We start from the raw sequence: 17,796 nt of genomic DNA, 5'->3' as shown, positions 1-17,796 counted from the left end.
GGGTGCTCGAAAACTCCGTGCGAAGCACCCTGGGCTGTGAAAGGTTGGCGCGATGGGGATATTCGCGGTCGGGACCTGGAGCATCCGTCAGGCCTGGGTGGCGGCGCCGCGCCTGGTCGCGCTCGCCGCCGTGCTCGCACTGCTCGTCGCCGCCGTGCCCTCCCTCCAGGTCATCCTCATGGCCTCCTTCGTCGAGGCGCTGACCGGTGCGGAGGCCTTCACCGACGTGGCCGCTCCCTTCGCCGGGCTGGTGCTGCTGATCGCCTTCACCGGTCCGGTCGAGGCGATCGCCGGCACCCTGCAGTGGAGGGTCGTGGACCTCGTCGGCCTCCATGCGAAGCAGCAGGTCGCCGCGACCCTCGCGACGCTGCCGCCCACCGAGCTCGCCGATCCGGTCGCCGCAGCGGACATCGAGGCCGGGAACAAGGCCGCCGAGGAGGAGCTCGCCTTCCTCTACCCCTTCGTGCTGAGCCTGCTGCGGGACGTGCTCTCGGTGCTCGGCGTCTTCCTCACGCTCGCCACCATGAGCCCGCTCGCGGCCGTCTTCGTGCTGGTCTCGCTGGTGCCGATGCTGGTGGCCTCGCAGCGCATCACCCGGATCAGTTCGAAGATGTGGGACGACGTCGGCAAGCTCTACTGGCGCTCGCGCTACCTGCACCAGCAGCTGGTGACCACCGCGCCGTCGATCGAGCTGACTTCGCTCGGCGCCACCGGACAGATCTCCTCGATGGTCTCCTCGACCATCGGCCGCATCACCGACCGCAAGGCGCAGACCTACGCCCCGATGCTCAGCTGGCGCCTGCTCGCGGGCCTGGCGACCTCGCTGCTGCTGGCCGGGGCGCTGGCGGCCCTGATCGTCGGCGTGCACTACGGCCCGGCCGCGGCGGGCGGCGTGTACGGGGTGATGGCCGCGATGGCGGCCGTCGGCTCGCTCGGCAACAACCTCGGCCAGATCGTCGAGGGCGGCGCGCCCTTCGAGCGGTACGTCAAGCTGCTGGGCATGCGCCGCGAGGAGCATCCGTCGTCGGTGGCCGGCGACGCCCTCTCCCTCGTGGTCGCCGGGGTCTCCCACACCTACGACGGCAACGACGACCCGTCCCTGCAGGACCTGGACCTGCGGATCGACAAGGGCCGCATCGTCGCGCTCGTGGGGGTCAACGGCGCGGGCAAGACCACCGCGGTCAACTCGATCGTGGGCGCCCTGGACCCCCAGGAGGGGAGCATCGCGATCGACGGCCGGACCCGCCAGGACATGCCGTTCCAGGAGTGGGTGGGGCACTTCGGCACCCTGACCCAGGAGTTCGGCCGGTACGAGCTGACGGTGCGGGAGTCGTTGCTGCTGGGCACCCCGCGCCAGGACGTCGGCGACGAGGAGCTGTGGGCGGCGCTCGAGGCCGCCAACGCCGCGAGCATGGTGCGCCGCTTCGACGACGGGCTGGACCAGCAGCTCGGCGGGCAGTGGGACGGTGGCGCAGGGCTCTCGGGTGGGCAGTGGCAGCGCCTCTCCCTGGCCCGGATCCATCTGCGGGCGGCCCCGATCTGGATCCTCGACGAGCCCACCAGCGCGATCGACGCCGAGGCCGAGCAGGACATCTTCCGGGAGCTGCAGCGCTCGAAGGCGGACCGGATCACCATCGTCGTCTCGCACCGGGCCTGGACCCTGCGCGGCATGGACGAGATCCTGGTGGTCGACGAGGGTCGGGTCATCGAGCGCGGACGCTACGACGAGCTGCTCGGCGCGGGCGGCCGGTTCACGGAGATCTTCGCCGAACAGGCCGGATGAGGGTCGAACGGACCGGATGCGGTGTGCCCCGCAGGTCCTCTGCGCCTGAGACACTGGTGCAAACCGTTTCACCGCCGAGAGGATCGACGACGATGACCGCCCTGCTCACCCCCACCCCGGAGGGCTTCCTCCGCGCCGGAGAGCCGCACCTCGTGATCTCCGGTGCGCTCCACTACTTCCGCGTGCACCCCGAGCAGTGGCGCGACCGCCTGCGCCGCCTGGTCGCGATGGGCTGCAACACGGTGGAGACCTACGTGGCCTGGAACGTGCACCAGCCCTCCCGCGAGGAGACCACCTTCGAGGGGATCGCGGATCTGGGCCGCTTCCTCGACCTCGCCGCCGAGGAGGGGCTGGACGCGATCGTGCGCCCCGGCCCGTACATCTGCGCCGAGTGGGAGAACGGCGGCTTCCCCGGCTGGATCCTCGCCGACCGGAACCTCCGCCTGCGCCACCGCAACGCCCCCTACCTGCAGCTCGTGGACGCCTGGTTCGACCAGCTCCTCCCCGTGATCGCCGAGCGGCAGGCCGCTCGCGGCGGGAACGTGGTGATGGTGCAGGTGGAGAACGAGTACGGCAGCTTCGGGGATGACTCGGTCTACCTCGCGCACCTGCGCGACGGCCTCATCGAGCGCGGCATCGAGGAGCTCCTGGTGACCTCCGACGGTCCCGCCCGCATGTGGCTCACCGGCGGCACCGTCGACGGCGCGCTCGCGACGGTGAACTTCGGCTCCCGCGCCCTCGAGGTGCTCGCCATGGCCGAGGAGGAGCTGCCCGCGCAGCCGCAGATGTGCATGGAGTTCTGGAACGGCTGGTTCGACCACTGGGGCGAGGAGCACCACGAGCGCACCGGCGGCGACGCCGCGGGGGAGCTCGCGGACATGCTGGAGAACCGCATGAGCGTGAACTTCTACATGGCGCACGGCGGCACCAACTTCGGCCTGCGGGCGGGCGCCAACCATGACGGCGCCCTGCAGCCCACCACCACCAGCTACGACTACGACGCCCCGATCTCCGAGAACGGCGCGCTGACCGAGAAGTTCCGTGCCTTCCGCGAGGTGATCGCCCGCCACCGCGAGCTGCCCGCCTACGAGGAGCACCTCGAGAGCCTGGGCCTCGTCGAGCATCCCGCGACGCTCCCCGCGGCGGAGCTCGCGATCGAGAAGGTCGCCTCCCTGCGCGGCACCGAGCGCTTCACCCGCTCCGCCGAGGTGCATCCGGTGCCGCCCGCCTTCGAGGACATCGGCCTCGAGCGCGGCCTGCTCCGCCTCTCCCGCGAGATCGAGATCGCGGCCGGCGAGCAGGACGGCCGCACCGTCATCTCCCCGCTGAAGCTCTACGACCTGCACGACCGGGCCTGGGTGCACGTCGACGGGATCGCCGTGGGCGCGGTGGGCGTGGTGGGGGACGAGCAGCGCGAGACGGATCCGGCGACGGTCGAGCTGACCCCGTTCGCGGACCGCCTGCTCCCGGACGGCGGCCGACGCACCGTGCGCGTGGACATCCTGGTCGAGAACCTGGGCCGGGTGAACTTCGGGCCCCGGCTCGGGGAGCGCAAGGGCATCCTCGGCGGCGTCTGGCAGACGATCCGCTTCCTCAACGACTGGGAGGCCGACGCCTGGCCCCTCGAGGACATGGGGGAGGAGCTCGCGACCCTGCTCGCGGCGGCGCCCGCCCTCGAGGCCCCCGCCCTCGACGACGAGGCCGACGCCCTCCCGGTCCTCGTCGGCGCCGCCTTCGAGGCCGAGTCGCCCGAGGACACCTTCCTGGACGTCTCCGCCGCCGGGCACGGCGTCGCCTACGTCAACGGCTTCTGCGTGGGCCGCTACTGGAACATCGGCCCCCAGCAGACCCTCTACGTGCCCGCTCCGCTGGTGCGGGCCGGACGCAACGAGGTGCTGCTGCTGGACCTGGAGACGCTGCCGGAGCGCATCGCGCTCGCCGAGGGGCACGAGTTCGGGCGCAGGGACGGCTGAGCGGGGCGGGAGCGTCGGCGCAGATCGTCGACGCTCCCGGCCGGACGCACCGCGGGCCCGACCGGGAGACCGGTCGGGCCCGCAGCGGTTCGGGTCGGGATCAGGTCACAGCGAGGTGCTCGGCGTGACCGGCACGTCCTCCGGCAGGACCGCGGCGTACTCCTCGAGGATCTTCAGGCCGCCGCCCTCCTCCCAGTCCTTGACCGCGGCCTTGTAGTCGTCGATCGTCTTGCGGCCCTGGATGACGTCGTTGCGCACGTCGTTCAGACGCTCGCTCAGCTCGGCGCCCTTGGACGAATTGGTGTCCGAGTACAGGCCGTTGGTGGGGCGGCGCATCATCAGCTCCAGCAGCTCCTTCTCCTTGCCGTAGACGTACTCGGAGTCGTCGGCGACCGAGTTGTAGATGACTCCCTCGCCGGCGGTCATGATGTTCAGCGCGCTGGCGAGGCCCGGGACATCGGCCGAGGCGTCGCCGATCGGCACGTAGTTGCCGTCCTTGACCTCGTAGTCCTTGCCCTCGGTGCCGTAGTTCTTCTGCATGTACTCGACGGTGCCGAAGGGGGCGGAGAGCCAGTTGATCAGGTTCAGCAGCTCGCTGATCCTCGCCGCGTCGTCGGTCTTCTTCAGCGGGGTGAAGCCCACGGTGCCGTAGCCCATGTTGTAGACGGGGCGGCGACCCTTCACCGCGGAGAAGGGGACCATGATGTCGGCCAGCAGCTCCGGGTTGTCCTTGCGGTACTCGGCGGCACCGCGCGGGCCCACCGAGACCAGGGCCGCGATCGAGCCGTTGGAGAAGTCCTGGGACGTCTCGGCGTGGTTGAGGTCGGGGTAGAAGGCGCCCGCCCTGAACACCTTCTGCGCGTACTCGAGGGTCTCGAGGTACTCGTCGAGCTGGTGCGACGCGGTCAGCGTGCGGTCCTTGTTCACCCGGTACTGGTTGGGGACCCCGAACCACTGGGAGAACATGTGGAAGGCGTTGGGCAGGAACGGCTCGAGCGCCCAGCGCTTGCCGGGGATCAGGAGCTCCTTGCACTTCTCGAGGAACTGCTCGGCGCTGGTGGACTGGAAGCCGTCCACCTCCTCCCAGACCTTCGGGTTGCCGAGGTAGACCTGGCCGAACGGGGTGGACGGGATCGGCGCGCCCCAGATCTTGCCGTTGACCACCGCGGTGCGCCACGAGCCCGGGGTCAGGGCGGCGAGGTTCGGGTACTCCAGGACGGCGTCGCCGCTGAGGTGCTCGGTGAGGTCGGTGAACTGGGACTCGAGCATCGGGCCGATGTTCGGGATCCCCTGGTTCGGCGGCACCCACATGAGGTCGGGCAGATCGCCGGAGGCGAGGATGGTCGCGAACTTCTCCGGGTAGGAGTCGATCGCGATGTCAAGCTTCAGCGTGCCGCCGAGCGCCTCGTTCAGGCGCTTCCACATCGCGTTGCTGTCCATCGGGGTGGGCGGGGTGGCGAAGGTCTGGGTCAGCGCCGTGATCTCGCCCGAGGTGATCGGTGCCGCGTCGGTGGTGGCGATGAGCTCCTCCGGCGCCTTGAGGAACACGTTGTGCAGGCCCTCCTCGTTGCCGGGGAGATCGGGGGTGAGCCCCTCGAGCGGCTTGTAGGTGGGCAGCTTCAGCGTGGCGGAGGCTTCAGCGCCGCCGCTGCCTCCGCCGCTCCCGCTGCTGCAGGCGACGGTGCCCGCAGTCATGGCGGCGGCCCCCGTGAGGGCGAGGAGGTCACGTCGTCGGATCTCGAATCGCATCCGGGTTTCCTTTCATGGGGGTGCCCCGCGGCGGGGCACCGGGTGGGGAGGGAGGGGGTGGTTCAGCCCTTGATGGCGCCGGTGATGACGCCCTTGGAGAAGTACTTCTGGAGGAAGGGGTAGACCAGCACGATCGGCGCCAGCGCCACGACGACGACGGCCATCTTGATCGACTGCGGGGGCGGCGCCTGCTGGACGCCGAGCTGGTCGGCGGTGAGCGAGGTGCCCTGGATGACGTAGCTGCGCAGTATCATCTGGACGGGCCAGAGGGTCTGGTCGTTGATGTAGAGCATCGCGTTGAAGAACGAGTTCCAGAACCCGACGGCGTAGAACAGGCCGATCACGGCGATGACCGCCTTGGACAGGGGCAGCACCACGGTGCGGAGGATCCGGAAGTCGCTCGCGCCGTCGATGCGGGCCGCCTCCGTCAGCTCCGTCGGGATCCCCATGAAGAACGAGCGCATCACGATGAAGTTGAAACCGGCGAAGGCGCCCGGGAGGATCAGCGACCAGATCGAGTTCAGCAGCCCCAGCTGCTTGATCATCAGGAACATGGGGATGAGGCCTGGGCTGAAGAACAGCGTCAGGATGATCGCCATCAGCATGAACTTCCCGCCCAGCACGGGGCGGCTCAGCGCGTAGGCCATGCAGATGGTCACGAACAGGGCCAGCAGCGTGCCCACCGCCGTGACGAAGACGCTGACCCCGAGCGAGCGGAACACCAGCGGGCTGGAGAAGATCGTCCGATACGCCTCGAGCGTCGGATCGGTGGGGAACAGGACGTAGCCGCCGGCGTCCCGGATCTGCTCGCCCGAGGCAAAGGAGGTCGAGACGACCACGAGCATCGGCACGATCACCGCGAGCGAGATCGTGGCGATCACGACGGTCTTCGCGATGGCCAGCGGAGCGCTGGGCTTCTCCATCCAGGCGGGCCGGGTCGAGGGCCCGAAGGCGAACCGCCAGATCCTCTGGTGCAGGGGCAGGGAGCGAGAGGTGGACGAGGGAGCGGTGCGTGCGGTCACTGGGGCCTCCCGCGGTAGATGCCGTCCTCACCGAGCAGGTGGGCGACCTTGTTGGCCAGGAGGATGAGGATCGTGCCGACGATGCCCTTGGCGAGGCCGGCGGCGGCGCCGATCGACCAGTCGCCGCCGATCACGCCGGTGTAGTACGAGTAGGTGTCCAGCACCTCGGCGGTGTCCGCGCCGACGGCGTCGCGCTGGAGGATGAACTGCTCGAAGCCGACGGTGAGGATCGAGCCGAGGTTCAGGATCAGCAGCAGCACGATCACCGGGCGCATGCCGGGCAGGGTGATGTGCCAGGTGCGGCGGAAGCGCCCGGCGCCGTCGGAGGCCGCGGACTCGTAGAGCGACTGGTCGATCGAGGCGAGCGCGGCGAGGAAGATGATCATTCCCCAGCCGGCATCCTTCCAGGCCACCTCCGCGACGATCAGCAGCGCGAAGCTGTCCGAGTTCGTCATGAACGGGATGGGGTCCAGGCCGGAGCGCACCATCGCCTGGTTGATCAGGCCCGCGCCGCCCAGCATCTGCTGGAAGAGCGCGATGACCAGCACCCAGGAGAGGAAGTGGGGCAGGTACACGATGGACTGGAACGCCTTGCGCAGCCGCTGGCTCATCATCGAGTCGACGATCAGCGCGAGCAGGATCGGCAGCGGGAAGAAGAGCACTAGCTGGAAGGCCGCGTAGATCAGCGTGTTGCGCAGCGCGAGCCCGAAGCGATCGTCCTGGAACAGCTCCACGAACTTCGTCAGGCCCACGAACGGCGCCTCGGAGATCGTGTAATAGGGCTGGTAGTCCTGGAAGGCGATGACGTTTCCGAAGATCGGGATGTAGAAGAAGAGCAGCAGCGCGAGAGCCCCGGGGATCATCAGCACCAGCATCTGCCAGTCGCGCCGCAGCCGGGAGCGGAGGGATCGCGGCGGGCGCCCGCGGGACGCCCCGCTGCTGTCGGAGCCGGGGTGAGGCTCGTTCGCCGGAGCCGGTGCGGCGGGTGGCGCCTCCGGCTGAGCAGTGCTTCGCGTCGTCACGAGCGGTGTCCTCTCGGTCGACCCTGGCGAGGGAGTGCAGTGGGCCTCCGTGGCTCTGCTTGACAGGGTGATGCAGATCGTAAATGCTTTCACGACTCTTGTAAATCGGTTCACCCGGTCCGAGTCGCGATCCGAGCCCACGACACGACGGCGGCGGAGGAGAGACTGGCCGGACCCCCACTCGAAAGCGGTGCCATCCCATGAAAGACCTCCGCATCGGCGTCGTCGGCTTCGGCGCCCGCCACTACCTCTCCCTGCACGCCCACAAGCCGGGCGAGGGCTCCGCGATCACCGTCGTGGCCGATCCCGAGGAGGGGCGCCGGGCGAAGGCCCGCGAGACGCTCGGCGAGGACGTCGCGACCGTCGACTCCGTCGAACAGCTGCTGGCCGACCACGAGGTCGACGCGGTCATGATCCTGGCCCCGGACTTCGCCCATGCCGAGGTCGCGCTCGCGACTCTCGGGGCGGGGATCCCGACCTTCTGCGAGAAGCCGATGGCGATCGGCCTCGAGGACGCAGACGCCATGCTCGCGCTGGCCCAGGAGAAGCGGTCGCGGCTGTACATCGGCCACAACATGCGCCACATGCCGGTGGTGCGCCAGATGAAGGCGATCGTGGACTCGGGCCGCATCGGCCGCGTGCGGGCGATCTGGTGCCGGCACTTCGTGGGCGCCGGTGGCGACTTCTACTTCAAGGACTGGCACGCCGAGCGGGCGAAGTCCATGAGCCTGCTGCTGCAGAAGGGCGCCCACGACATCGATGTCATCCACTGGCTGGCCGGCGGGTACACCCGTCGTGTCTCGGGGATCGGCGACCTGGCCGTGTACGGGGACATCGCCGACCGTCGGGACAACTCCGACCGGCTCATGGGGGACTGGTACGACGAGGACATCTGGCCGCCCACCGCCCAGAAGGAGCTCAACCCCGTCATCGACGTCGAGGACATCTCCATGATCCAGATGCGTCTGGACAACGGGGTGCTCGCCTCCTATCAGCAGTGCCACTTCACCCCCGACTACTTCCGCAACTACACGGTGATCGGGGACGCCGGCCGGATCGAGAACATGGGCGACGGCAGCGGCGACCAGATCCATCTGTGGGAGTCCCGCCGGTCCGGTCCGGGTCGACCGGACGCGGTCGAGGTCATCGCCCGGGCCGACGGCGGCCACGGCGGGGCGGATCCCAGCCTCGTCGCCGAGTTCCTGGGCTTCGTGCGCCACGGCGGCACCACGGACGTCTCCGCCGTCGCCGCCCGCGAGGCCGTGGCCACCGGGGTGTACGGCGCCGAGTCGATCCGTCACGACGGCATCCCCTACGACGTGCCGCCGGTCAGCGACGAGGTCCGTCGCTACTTCGACGAGGGCCAGGCCTGAGCCATGGCGACGTCGTCGGACGCGCGGCGTCCCCACATCGTCCTGATCGTCTCCGACGACCACGGCTTCGGTGACCTGGGATTCCGCGGCATCGACCCCGAGGTCTCGACGCCGCACCTCGATGCGCTCGCCGCAGAGGGCCGCGTGTTCGACAACGCCTACGTGACCGCCCCGATCTGCAGCCCGTCACGGGCGGGTCTGATCACCGGCGTGCATCAGGCCCGCTGGGGTGCGCACTGGTTCACGGACTCCGCGATGGCGCCCGAGCAGATCTCCACCCTGCCCGAGAGGCTGCTCGAGGGCGGCTACCGCACCGGCTGCTTCGGGAAGATCCACTACGGCGCCGACGAGCCGGGCAGCCGGTCCTGCCCGCCCCGGCACGGCTTCGAGACCTCGTTCTACGGGCTCGCGGCGCAGTCGATGGGCCGCCTGCACTACCTCCACCACTCCCGTGCCCACGAGCAGGCCTACGGCGAGGCCGCCGCCCGCCACGGCGTCTCCCCGATGTGGGAGGGAGAGGAGCGGGTGGACTGCGAGCGCCATCTCACCGAGGAGTTCGTGGAACGGGCGATCGACTTCGTCGACGCCCCCGACGAGCGGCCCTTCTTCGCGATGGTCGCGTTCAACGCCGTCCACAACTTCGCCTGGCAGCTGCCCCAGCACGAGCTCGACGCCCGCGGCCTGCCGCAGCATCCCGATTTCGACGCCGAGACCAGCGAGTACCTCGACTGGTACGACGGGGCCGTGGAGCCGAACCTCGACAACGGCCGCCAGTACTACCTGGCCCAGCTCGAGATCATGGACCGCGAGATCGGTCGCCTGCGGGCGCACCTCGAGACAGCCGGGCTCGCGGAGAACACGATCGTCATCTACATGACCGACAACGGCGGCTCCCGCTGCAACTACGGGCGCAACACCCCGCTCGAGGGCTCGAAGTACACCCTCTTCGAAGGTGGTGTCCGCACCCCGATGCTGATCTCCTGGCCCGGCGTGACCGAGCCCGGCTCGGTGTCCAGAGCGCTGGTGAGCTCCCTCGATCTCACCCCGACCCTGCTCGCCGCTGCCGGGCTGGAGCCGCGCGAGGGCGATGTCGGCGACGGCATCGACCTGCGCGAGTCCTGCGAGGACCCCACCGCGCCCGTGCACGAGGTCCTCCACACCGACTGCACCTTCCAGTGGTCGGTGCGCACCCCGCAGTGGAAGCTGCGGTACGTCGACCCGGACTCCGCCGTGCGTCGCAGCATCCTGCAGGTCGAGCACACCGACATCGGTCAAGGGCTGCAGCTGAGCCCGGCCACGGCGACCCTCGCCGGGATCGACGAGACGGTGGACCTCGCCGCGCAGCATCCCGAGGTGGTCCGGGAGCTCACCGCGCTGCACGAGGCCTGGCGGGCCGAGGTGGACGAGTCGGCCCGGCAGCTGGCGTCGGCTCGACCCTGAGGCGGCCGCCGCGGGTCCGGAGCCCGGTCTCAGGTGGCCGGCGGGGCGTCGGGGTCAGCCACGTCGCCCTCGTAGCGGAACCACTTGTCCGCCACCGCCTGCTCGGGGTCGATGCCCTGCAGACGCGCGTACACGAGGCACATGCCGATCACGTCGCCGAGCTCCTCGGCGAGGTCCTGGGCGCGCTCCTCCGCACTGCGACCACGGTCCCGGCTTTGCCCCGTCGCGGTCAGATGCGCCTGGGCCAGCTCGCCGACCTCCTCGGTGAGCTTCAACAGCGCCCACTGGGCCGAGGTCTCGATGCCGTAGACCTCCGCGTACTGCTCGGAGAGCTTCTCGATCCGATCGGTGATCTCGCTGAGGTGCATGCGAGAACACTATGCGTGGAGGCCTGGGCCCCGCTGCAGCGGTCCGCCGCTCACCGCACCATCCGGTACGCCGCGAGCGCCGCATCGACATCGGAGACCGCGGCGGAGCCGGCGTGCAGCGGGAGGGCCGCGGCGACGAACCCGTCGGGCCGCACCAGGTACAGATGGTCAGCGCGCAGCCGGCCGCGGGGGTCCGCGGGGAAGGCGAGCGGACCCTCGACGTGCTCCGGCACAGCAGGGCGGGCCGCCTCGCCGCCGTAGGTGTGCAGCTGCCAGGTCATCGCCCGCAGCGCGGCACGGTTCTCGTCCGTCGGCCGCAGGCGCCGGCCGACGGCTCCCTCGCTCGCCCATCGCGGCACCGGTTCGCCCCTCGGCACGGGGTGGTAGTGGATCCGGTACTGGCCCAGCAGCCCTCCGGCGAAGGCGCCGAAACGCGTGGCCAGGAGGCGGGGCGCGAGGATGGCGAGCACGTCGCGGGCGCGCCGGCGCACGAAGGCGGTGCCCCGTCCGGAGCGGGCGATGACCCCGAAGGCGCGGTCCGTCGCCCCGATGAGGAGCAGGGCGACGCGTCGGCGCTCCCGCTCGTAGCGGTCGATCGCGGAGGGGTCCAGATGCCCGTCGGCGATGTCGGCGAGCAGGTTCGCGAGGTGGTGGGCGTCCTGCAGTCCGGTGTTCATGCCCTGCCCGCCCACGGGGGAGTGGACGTGTGCCGCGTCCCCCGCCAGCAGCACCTGCCCGGAGCGGAAGCTGCTCGCGACCCGGTGGTGCACCCGATAGGCGGAGAACCAGGCGACCTCCTCGTAGCGGATGCCGAGGTCCTCCCGGGCGCCGGCCAGCGCGGGCTCCTGCTCCGGATGCGTGTCGCCGTGCAGCCAGATCATCCGTGCGTGCCCGCCGGGACCGAGCGGGAAGAGCAGGGCGAAGCGCTCCCGGCCGAACCGCACGGAGATCGCGTCGTCGGGGGCGCCCTGGACGCCCTGGAGGTCCGCGACGCAGAAGGTCGCGTCATCGGTCATGCCCTCGAAGCCGAGCCCGAGCTGATGGCGCACCGGCGAGCTGGCGCCGTCGGCTCCGATCAGCCACCGGGCGCGGACGCGGAGCGGTCCGTCCGGGCCGTGCACGAGCGCCTCGATGCCGGGCGGGCCCCCATCGGCGGAGGTGGGGGCGAAGGAGACCAGCTCGTGCCCGTAGCGGACGGGAGCGCCCTCTGCGGCGAGGGTCTGCGACAGCAGCGTCTCGGTGCGGCTCTGCTCGAAGATCTGCGCACCGGGGAACGGGGTCCATCCCTCCTGCTGGAGGGCGAAGTCCGCCCGGACCGGGTCCTCGCCTCCGCGCAACTGGATCCGCAGCGCGGGCTGGGCGGCGTCGAGGACGGCGTCGGCGATGTCCAGCTGGTCGAGGATCTCCAGGCTGCGGGACTGGAGCACGATCGCCCGCGACTCCCGGGTGGGGCCGGCCTTGGGGTCGATCACCAGCGCGGGCACGCCGCGTCGGGTGAGCACGAGTCCGGCCATCAGACCGGTGGGTCCGGCGCCGACGACCAGCACGTCGGTCTCGAGCAGCGGGGGAGGGGCGGAGTCGGTCATGGGATCTCCTCAGGTCGCGACGGGCATCGCGCAGGATCTCACCGTAGTCCTCGAGGAGCGGTCCGGGCGGGCCGGCCGGTACGATCCGATGCCGTACCGTCCCCGTCCCGCGGCATCGTCGCCGCCAGGAGCTCCTGCGATGACCGACCCCGCTGCCGCCGCCCTCGCCGTCTCACCGAGGGAGCTGCCGGAGGCGTGGCACGGGGCCGCGGTCTGGACCGAGGTCGCGGGCGGGCAGCAGGCATGGCGGGTGCGGCCCGAGCACCTCGCGCGGATCCTCTCCGCCGACATGGACGAGCTCTCCCGGATCCCCAACGGCGTGCGCCTCGAGGTGGACACCGACGCGGCGGCGCTCGAGCTCGAGCTGACCACCGAGGAGGCCTACGGCGACGCCGCCCGGCGCGTGGACGTGCTGGTCGACGGGGAACTGGTGGCGACGCGCGAGGCCGGAGGCAGGATCCGACACCTGATCGACCTGCCGGGCCGGGGGAGCCGGGTGGAGCTGTGGCTGCCCCACTCCGCCCCGACCGTGCTGCACCGGGCGGTGCTCCACGGGGCGAGCCGCTGCTCCCCGGCCGCACCCCGCGGGCCGCGCTGGGCGGTGTACGGCAGCTCGATCACTCAGGGCAATCAGGCCGACAGCCCGACCGGCACCTGGCCCGCCCTGGTCGCCGCGCAGAACTCCTACGAGCTCACGGCGCTGGGGATGTCCGGGCAGTGCCAGCTGGATCCGCCGCTGGCCGACACCCTCGGCGCGGCCGGGCCGGATCTCATCACGCTGTGCCTCGGGGCGAACGTGTACGGGGCCGGGACCTTCAACGCCCGCAGCCTCCCCCCGGTGGTGATCGGCTTCGTGGACCACGTGCGCCGCCTGAGCGACGCCCCGATCGTGGTCATGAGCCCCACCGCCGCCGGCCCGCACCGCGAGGAGCTGAAGAACTCCGCGGGGCAGGACCAGCGGGAGCTCCGGGCCCAGATCCACGAGGCCGTCGAGGTGCTGCAGCGGGAGGACCCGCTGATCACGCTCATCGACGGCTCGGAGATCATCACGACGCAGGAGATGCACCTGCTCGGCGATCTGCTGCACCCCACGCCGGAGGGGTACCGGGTGATGGCCGAGCGGCTCGCGCCCCGCCTCGCCGCGGTGCTGGGCTGAGGGCCCGGGTCAGGCCGTCACGGTGCGGGGCGTGACGATCTTGTCCGCGTAGCGGCGGCGGAAGCGCTCGACGCGGCCGGCGGTGTCGACCGTCCCGGCGCGTCCCGTCCAGAACGGGTGCGAGGCCGAGGAGACCTCGACGTCGATGACCGGGTAGTCCTGGCCGTCCTCCCAGGTGATCGTCCGCGAGGAGGTGCGGGTCGAGTTGGTGAGGAAGGCGGTTCCGGCGCTGTGGTCGCGGAAGACGACGGGCCGGTAGTCGGGATGGATGTTCTTCTGCATGAGGATCTCCTCCGTTGTTGACTGAATGATCAACAACGAAGGAGATCCAGATATTCCCGCACGGCGAGGTCTGTGACCCGCCGTGCGGGGGCGGCTCAGGCCGCGGCGCCCGCGAGCTCCGCGCGGCGCGCGGCGTCGGCCCCGCCCGAGGCCGCGAGATGCGCGGCCGAGGACAGGTCCACCTCGATGACGGGGTAGATGTTCCCGTCCTTCCAGGTGGTGGTGAGGGCCGACGTGCGGCGGGACCGGGTGAGGTAGCGCAGGCCGGCGCTCTGGTCGCGGATGACGACGAGGTGGGTCTGCTGCGGACTCTTGGTGTTCTGTGCTGTGTGCTGCATGGTTCTTGCTCCTTCGAGGTCGGCACGGGGGCCGACATGATGTCTGTGTCCGGCGGGAGCCGGGTGCGCTGAGTGCGCGGGGTGGCGCGACGCTCGCGGTGGCGGGCGGTCGCTGGCCGGGCCGAGGGCCGATCCTGTGGGCCGCGCCTCGCTGGGGCGGGGCGGCTTCCGATGTGTGCCGACCGTGCGGACCTGTCGTCGTGGCAGGTGTCCGTGGCACGGAGCACGCAGGGACCGGGTGATCGCTGGGGCGATACCTCGGGTGCGCGGGCGGCTCGCTGCTGCTCGGCCGTCATGGCCGTGCAGGGAGTTGTGGCGATGCCCCGAACGGAGGGGCAGGTTCTCACCCGCGGTCCGCCGACGCTACAGCAGTTCAACCGGGGCGTCCAGGGTTTTCTTCCCGAAGGTGAGGGAGGTGGGTCACCAGGTGCGTCGTCGAGGAGGTGATGGAGCGGCTCGGCGAGGGGCGGCGCAGAGTGCCTGGATCGGTGCCGCGGCCGGACCTGCGGGTGAGACCCGGCCTGCGGGTCAGGCCCGGCCTGCGGGACCGCGCCGACGAAGATGTCGCCGCCTGCGTGACCTCAACCCGTCTTCGGTGTCGAGGTCCCTCAGGCGGCGACATCTTCGTGCTCCAGCAGGGCTCCCTCAGCCCTTCTGGCGTCCCTTGAAGCGCGGGTCCTTCTTGTTGATCACGTAGATCCGGCCGCGGCGGCGCACCACCTGGGCGCCCGGCTTGGCGATGAGGGAGCGCAACGAGCTGCGGACCTTCATCGCGCGCCGCCTGCCTGTGCTGCGGCGGCCGGGTCGGCGGCGCCGTCGGCTCCTGCGGCCGATGTGTCGGCCCGCCCGTAGCGGCGGCGGAACTTCTCCACGCGCCCGGCGGTGTCGAGCACGGTGGCGCGCCCGGTGTAGAAGGGGTGCGAGGCGGAGGAGACCTCCACGTCGATCACGGGGTAGTCGTGGCCGTCCTCCCAGGTCACCGTCTGTGCGGAGCTGCGGGTGGAGCGGGTGAGGAAGGAGAATCCGGCGCTCGCGTCACGGAAGACGACGGGTCGGTACTCCGGGTGGATGATCGGTTTCATGGGTGATCCTCTCGAGGGGTCGGCGGCGTGCTCTGCGACGCGCTCACCAGCTGGACTTCGTCACGCCCGGCAGCTCACCGCGGTGCGCCATCTCGCGGAAGCGCACCCGTGAGAGCCCCACGGCGCGCAGGAACCCGCGAGGACGGCCGTCGACCATGTCGCGGTTGCGCAGGCGGGTGGGGCTCGCGTCCCGGGGGAGGCGCTGCAGCGAGCGCTGGGCCTGGACCTTCTCCGCCAGGGAGGCGGTCGGGTCCTTGAGGGTGCGCTTGAGGGCGAGCCTCTGCTCGGCGTGCTGGGCCACGATCCGTCGGCGTCGGGCGTCGGCGGCGATCTTCGACGTCTTGGCCATCAGCGGTCCTCGCGGAACTCGACCACGGCCCGCAGCAGCGGGTCGAACTTGCGCATGACCAGGCGGTCCGGCGTGTTCCGGCGGTTCTTGGTGGTCATGTAGGTGAAGCCGGTGCCGGCGGTCGAGCGCAGCGCGACGGTGGTGCGTGCGTCGGTCTTCTTCGTCATGGGTTCTCTCCTTCGGGTCAGAGCTTCTCGCCGCGAGCGAGGATCTCGGCCACCACGGCCTCGATGCCGCGGCGATCGATGATGCGCAGGCCTCTCGCGGAGACCCGTAGGCGGATGGTGCGCCCCAGCGAGGGGACGTGGAACCGCTTGTGCTGGATGTTCGGGGTGAAGCGCCGCGAGGTGCGGCGGTGGGAGTGGGAGACCTGCTTGCCGAAGCTCGGCGCGGTCCCGGTGACTTGACAGCGTTGCGACATGAGCGGTGAGATTACCTATTGAGAATCATTATCGTCAAGCCGGAAGGTTGGTCCGCGTGTCCGACACCCCTTCGTCTGATCGTCTTCAACCACTTGCGGGTCCGGGGTATTCCGTCCCGGTGGCCGTGGTCACCGCCGTCGAACCCGTGCTGCGTGACGCCCTGATCGGCGGCCTGCTGCTCGACGCCGCCGACGTCCTCGCCCTGCGCTACGAGGTCGACGAGGACTCCGCCGCCCTGCGCCGGATCGTGGTCGCGGCCGACGGCGTGATCGAGGACGAGCTGGTCGAGCTCGATCACCCCTGCGTCTCCTGCGCGATGCGCGAGGACGCGGTCCCCACCCTCGCCCGGCTCGCGGAGGCGCGGCAGGTGGCGGGCATCCTGCTCGGCCCCCCGATCAGCGCCGACCCCTCCGTGGTCGCCGGCACCCTGCGCCCGCACCAGGACGCCTGGCACCTGGCGCCTGCGCTCGCCGTCGCCTCTGCGGACGACGCCCTCCATGATCTCCTGGGCGACGACACCCTGGCCGAGCGGGGGCTCCAGTGGGCCTCCGGCGATGAGCGCAGCGTCGGCGAGGCGCTCGCCGCGCAGCTCGAGTACTCCGACCGGATCGTCCTGGTCGGCGAGCCGGACTCGGCCGGAGCGGAGCTCGTCGAGCATCTCCGTGCTCCCGAGCAGGAGCTCGTCACCGACCTCTACGCCCTGCCGCTGTCCCGGGTGCTGAGCGGTCGGCTGGACCATCTGCTGGCGCTGCGTCGGCGCGATGCGCGATACGTCGAGCCCTACGGCGGGCCCACGGAGCACGGCACCTGGACCCTCGACCTCTCCTCCGACCGGCCGTTCCACCCGCGGCGACTGCTGGAGAACATCGAGCAGCTCGGCGGCGGCAGGCTCCGGGCCCGCGGTCACTTCTGGGTGCCCGACCGTCCCGACAGCATCTGCCAGTGGGACGGCGCCGGCGGTCAGGTGTCGGTCGGTGCCGTGTGGCGGGCGGGGCGCGATCTGCCCACCACCCATCTCGTGATCACCGGGGTGGAGGCCGAGGACCCGGAGCGGGTGCGGGGCGCCTTCGCGCGCAGCCTGCTCACCGAGTCGGAGTGGGAGGCGGGCCTCATGCCCTGGCTCGGCACGGAGGACGTCCTCGCCCCCTGGCTGGGAGCGAGGACGTCGGTCGGCTGAGCTCGGGTGGCCCGGCCGGCCTCAGGCGGTGGGGGTGACCTGCGCGAGCTGGCCCCGCCGCACGAAGCTCCGGTGCGCGGCGACCCAGGGGAGCGCCTCAGGAGTCGTCGTCGTCACGATGGCCGCGCCGTGCGGCACGGTCCACCATCATGAGCACGTCCACCGGGCCGCCCTCGGCGCCGAAGGCGTGGGGGACCATCGTGTCGAACTCGGCGCTCTGGTTCGCCTCCACGCGGTGGCGGCGATCGCCCAGCAGCAGCGTGAGGGTGCCGGAGAGGACCACCAGCCATTCCCGACCGGCATGAGCCCGCATCCGGGAGGGCTCCGGCGGCGGGCCGGTCACGCGCCGACGCAGCATCACGACGTCGGGGGAGCGGCGCACCCGCCAGCGCAGGGAGTCCAGCGCGTGGTCGGTCTCCGCATTGGAGACCACCCGCTCCTCCTGGCTCTCCACCAGCTCGTCGAGTCCGGTGTCCAGGGCGCGGGCGAGCGTGACCAGCTGGTCCAGTGCCAGGCGCCGCTGCCCGTTCTCGATCCGGGAGAGCGTGGACTGGCTGAGATGGGCGCGGGCGGCGAGCTCGGCGAGGGAGAGCCCCTGCGCGAGACGCAGCGCACGCAGGCGTTGCCGGACAAGTCCCTCGACCTCACCGATGTCTTGCGTCATGGGCAAGATG

General features: G+C 71.0%; 19 protein-coding genes. 6 read left to right on the top strand and 13 right to left on the bottom strand.

Annotation, left to right across the window (positions count from 1 at the left end):
* Positions 1-52: 52 nt before the first annotated feature.
* A complete protein-coding gene (locus CFK41_RS15125; RefSeq protein WP_096800420.1) occupies positions 53-1,783 on the top strand; it encodes an ATP-binding cassette domain-containing protein in 1,731 nt (576 codons plus the stop codon).
* Positions 1,784-1,875: 92 nt separating this feature from the next.
* Positions 1,876-3,756, top strand: a complete 1,881-nt coding sequence (locus tag CFK41_RS15120; RefSeq protein ID WP_096800419.1) for a glycoside hydrolase family 35 protein — start codon at positions 1,876-1,878, stop codon at positions 3,754-3,756.
* 105 nt (positions 3,757-3,861) lie between these two features.
* On the opposite strand, the gene CFK41_RS15115 is transcribed toward CFK41_RS15120, so the two are convergent.
* From CFK41_RS15115 to CFK41_RS15105, 3 genes are all read right to left on the bottom strand, one after another.
* The gene (locus tag CFK41_RS15115; RefSeq protein ID WP_096800418.1) at positions 3,862-5,505 is read right to left on the bottom strand and encodes a type 2 periplasmic-binding domain-containing protein; all 1,644 of its coding nucleotides are present in this window, start codon (positions 5,503-5,505) and stop codon (positions 3,862-3,864) included.
* A 62-nt stretch (positions 5,506-5,567) separates the two neighbouring features.
* Entirely contained in the window at positions 5,568-6,428 is an 861-nt protein-coding gene (locus tag CFK41_RS15110) for a carbohydrate ABC transporter permease (RefSeq protein ID WP_227873302.1), read from the bottom strand.
* Between the two features lie 95 nt (positions 6,429-6,523).
* The gene (locus CFK41_RS15105; RefSeq protein WP_227873109.1) at positions 6,524-7,549 is read right to left on the bottom strand and encodes an ABC transporter permease; all 1,026 of its coding nucleotides are present in this window, start codon (positions 7,547-7,549) and stop codon (positions 6,524-6,526) included.
* 200 nt (positions 7,550-7,749) lie between these two features.
* Here CFK41_RS15105 and CFK41_RS15100 point away from each other — a divergent pair, with 200 nt between their 5' ends.
* A complete protein-coding gene (locus tag CFK41_RS15100) occupies positions 7,750-8,922 on the top strand; it encodes a Gfo/Idh/MocA family protein (protein WP_096800417.1) in 1,173 nt (390 codons plus the stop codon).
* A gap of 3 nt (positions 8,923-8,925) precedes the next feature.
* On the top strand, positions 8,926-10,362 hold the full coding sequence (locus CFK41_RS15095; protein WP_096800416.1) for a sulfatase family protein: 1,437 nt from the start codon (positions 8,926-8,928) through the stop codon (positions 10,360-10,362).
* A gap of 29 nt (positions 10,363-10,391) precedes the next feature.
* On the opposite strand, the gene CFK41_RS15090 is transcribed toward CFK41_RS15095, so the two are convergent.
* The gene (locus CFK41_RS15090) at positions 10,392-10,730 is read right to left on the bottom strand and encodes a MazG nucleotide pyrophosphohydrolase domain-containing protein (protein WP_096800415.1); all 339 of its coding nucleotides are present in this window, start codon (positions 10,728-10,730) and stop codon (positions 10,392-10,394) included.
* A 50-nt stretch (positions 10,731-10,780) separates the two neighbouring features.
* Positions 10,781-12,316, bottom strand: coding sequence for an FAD-dependent monooxygenase (locus CFK41_RS15085; RefSeq protein WP_096800414.1), 1,536 nt, complete (start codon positions 12,314-12,316; stop codon positions 10,781-10,783).
* A 139-nt stretch (positions 12,317-12,455) separates the two neighbouring features.
* Between CFK41_RS15085 and CFK41_RS15080 the strand changes: the two genes are divergently transcribed.
* Positions 12,456-13,472 (top strand): GDSL-type esterase/lipase family protein, encoded by a 1,017-nt coding sequence (locus CFK41_RS15080; protein WP_151904776.1) that lies wholly within the window; start codon positions 12,456-12,458, stop codon positions 13,470-13,472.
* A gap of 9 nt (positions 13,473-13,481) precedes the next feature.
* Here CFK41_RS15080 and CFK41_RS15075 read toward each other — a convergent pair whose 3' ends face one another.
* From CFK41_RS15075 to rpmB, 7 genes are all read right to left on the bottom strand, one after another.
* The gene (locus CFK41_RS15075; protein ID WP_096800412.1) at positions 13,482-13,754 is read right to left on the bottom strand and encodes a type B 50S ribosomal protein L31; all 273 of its coding nucleotides are present in this window, start codon (positions 13,752-13,754) and stop codon (positions 13,482-13,484) included.
* Positions 13,755-13,849: 95 nt separating this feature from the next.
* Positions 13,850-14,092 carry a hypothetical protein gene (locus tag CFK41_RS15070; protein WP_096800411.1) on the bottom strand — a complete coding sequence of 81 codons (243 nt, stop codon included), beginning with the start codon at positions 14,090-14,092 and terminating at the stop codon, positions 13,850-13,852.
* A gap of 645 nt (positions 14,093-14,737) precedes the next feature.
* On the bottom strand, positions 14,738-14,863 hold the full coding sequence (ykgO, locus tag CFK41_RS15065) for a type B 50S ribosomal protein L36 (protein ID WP_096800410.1): 126 nt from the start codon (positions 14,861-14,863) through the stop codon (positions 14,738-14,740).
* A complete protein-coding gene (locus CFK41_RS15060) occupies positions 14,860-15,174 on the bottom strand; it encodes a type B 50S ribosomal protein L31 (RefSeq protein ID WP_096800409.1) in 315 nt (104 codons plus the stop codon). Before CFK41_RS15060 ends, ykgO begins: the two co-directional genes overlap by 4 nt.
* Positions 15,175-15,217: 43 nt before the next feature.
* Positions 15,218-15,523 (bottom strand): 30S ribosomal protein S14, encoded by a 306-nt coding sequence (gene rpsN, locus CFK41_RS15055; RefSeq protein WP_096800408.1) that lies wholly within the window; start codon positions 15,521-15,523, stop codon positions 15,218-15,220.
* The gene (gene rpmG, locus CFK41_RS15050) at positions 15,523-15,690 is read right to left on the bottom strand and encodes a 50S ribosomal protein L33 (RefSeq protein WP_096800407.1); all 168 of its coding nucleotides are present in this window, start codon (positions 15,688-15,690) and stop codon (positions 15,523-15,525) included. The genes rpsN and rpmG overlap by 1 nt, the downstream gene beginning before the upstream one ends.
* A gap of 17 nt (positions 15,691-15,707) precedes the next feature.
* Entirely contained in the window at positions 15,708-15,944 is a 237-nt protein-coding gene (gene rpmB, locus CFK41_RS15045) for a 50S ribosomal protein L28 (protein WP_096800406.1), read from the bottom strand.
* Positions 15,945-16,063: 119 nt separating this feature from the next.
* Between rpmB and CFK41_RS15040 the strand changes: the two genes are divergently transcribed.
* Positions 16,064-17,122: a CobW family GTP-binding protein gene (locus CFK41_RS15040; protein WP_096800405.1), complete on the top strand. Its 1,059-nt coding sequence runs from the start codon at positions 16,064-16,066 to the stop codon at positions 17,120-17,122.
* 97 nt (positions 17,123-17,219) lie between these two features.
* Here the strand turns inward: CFK41_RS15040 and CFK41_RS15035 are convergent, their stop codons facing one another.
* Entirely contained in the window at positions 17,220-17,786 is a 567-nt protein-coding gene (locus CFK41_RS15035) for a helix-turn-helix domain-containing protein (protein ID WP_096800404.1), read from the bottom strand.
* Positions 17,787-17,796 lie beyond the last annotated feature (10 nt).

This window comes from Brachybacterium ginsengisoli, from assembly GCF_002407065.1.
Taxonomy (GTDB): Bacteria; Actinomycetota; Actinomycetes; order Actinomycetales; family Dermabacteraceae; genus Brachybacterium; species Brachybacterium ginsengisoli.
The sequence above is the reverse complement of the archived record's forward strand: the minus strand, read 5'-3'. Positions and strand labels throughout refer to the sequence as shown.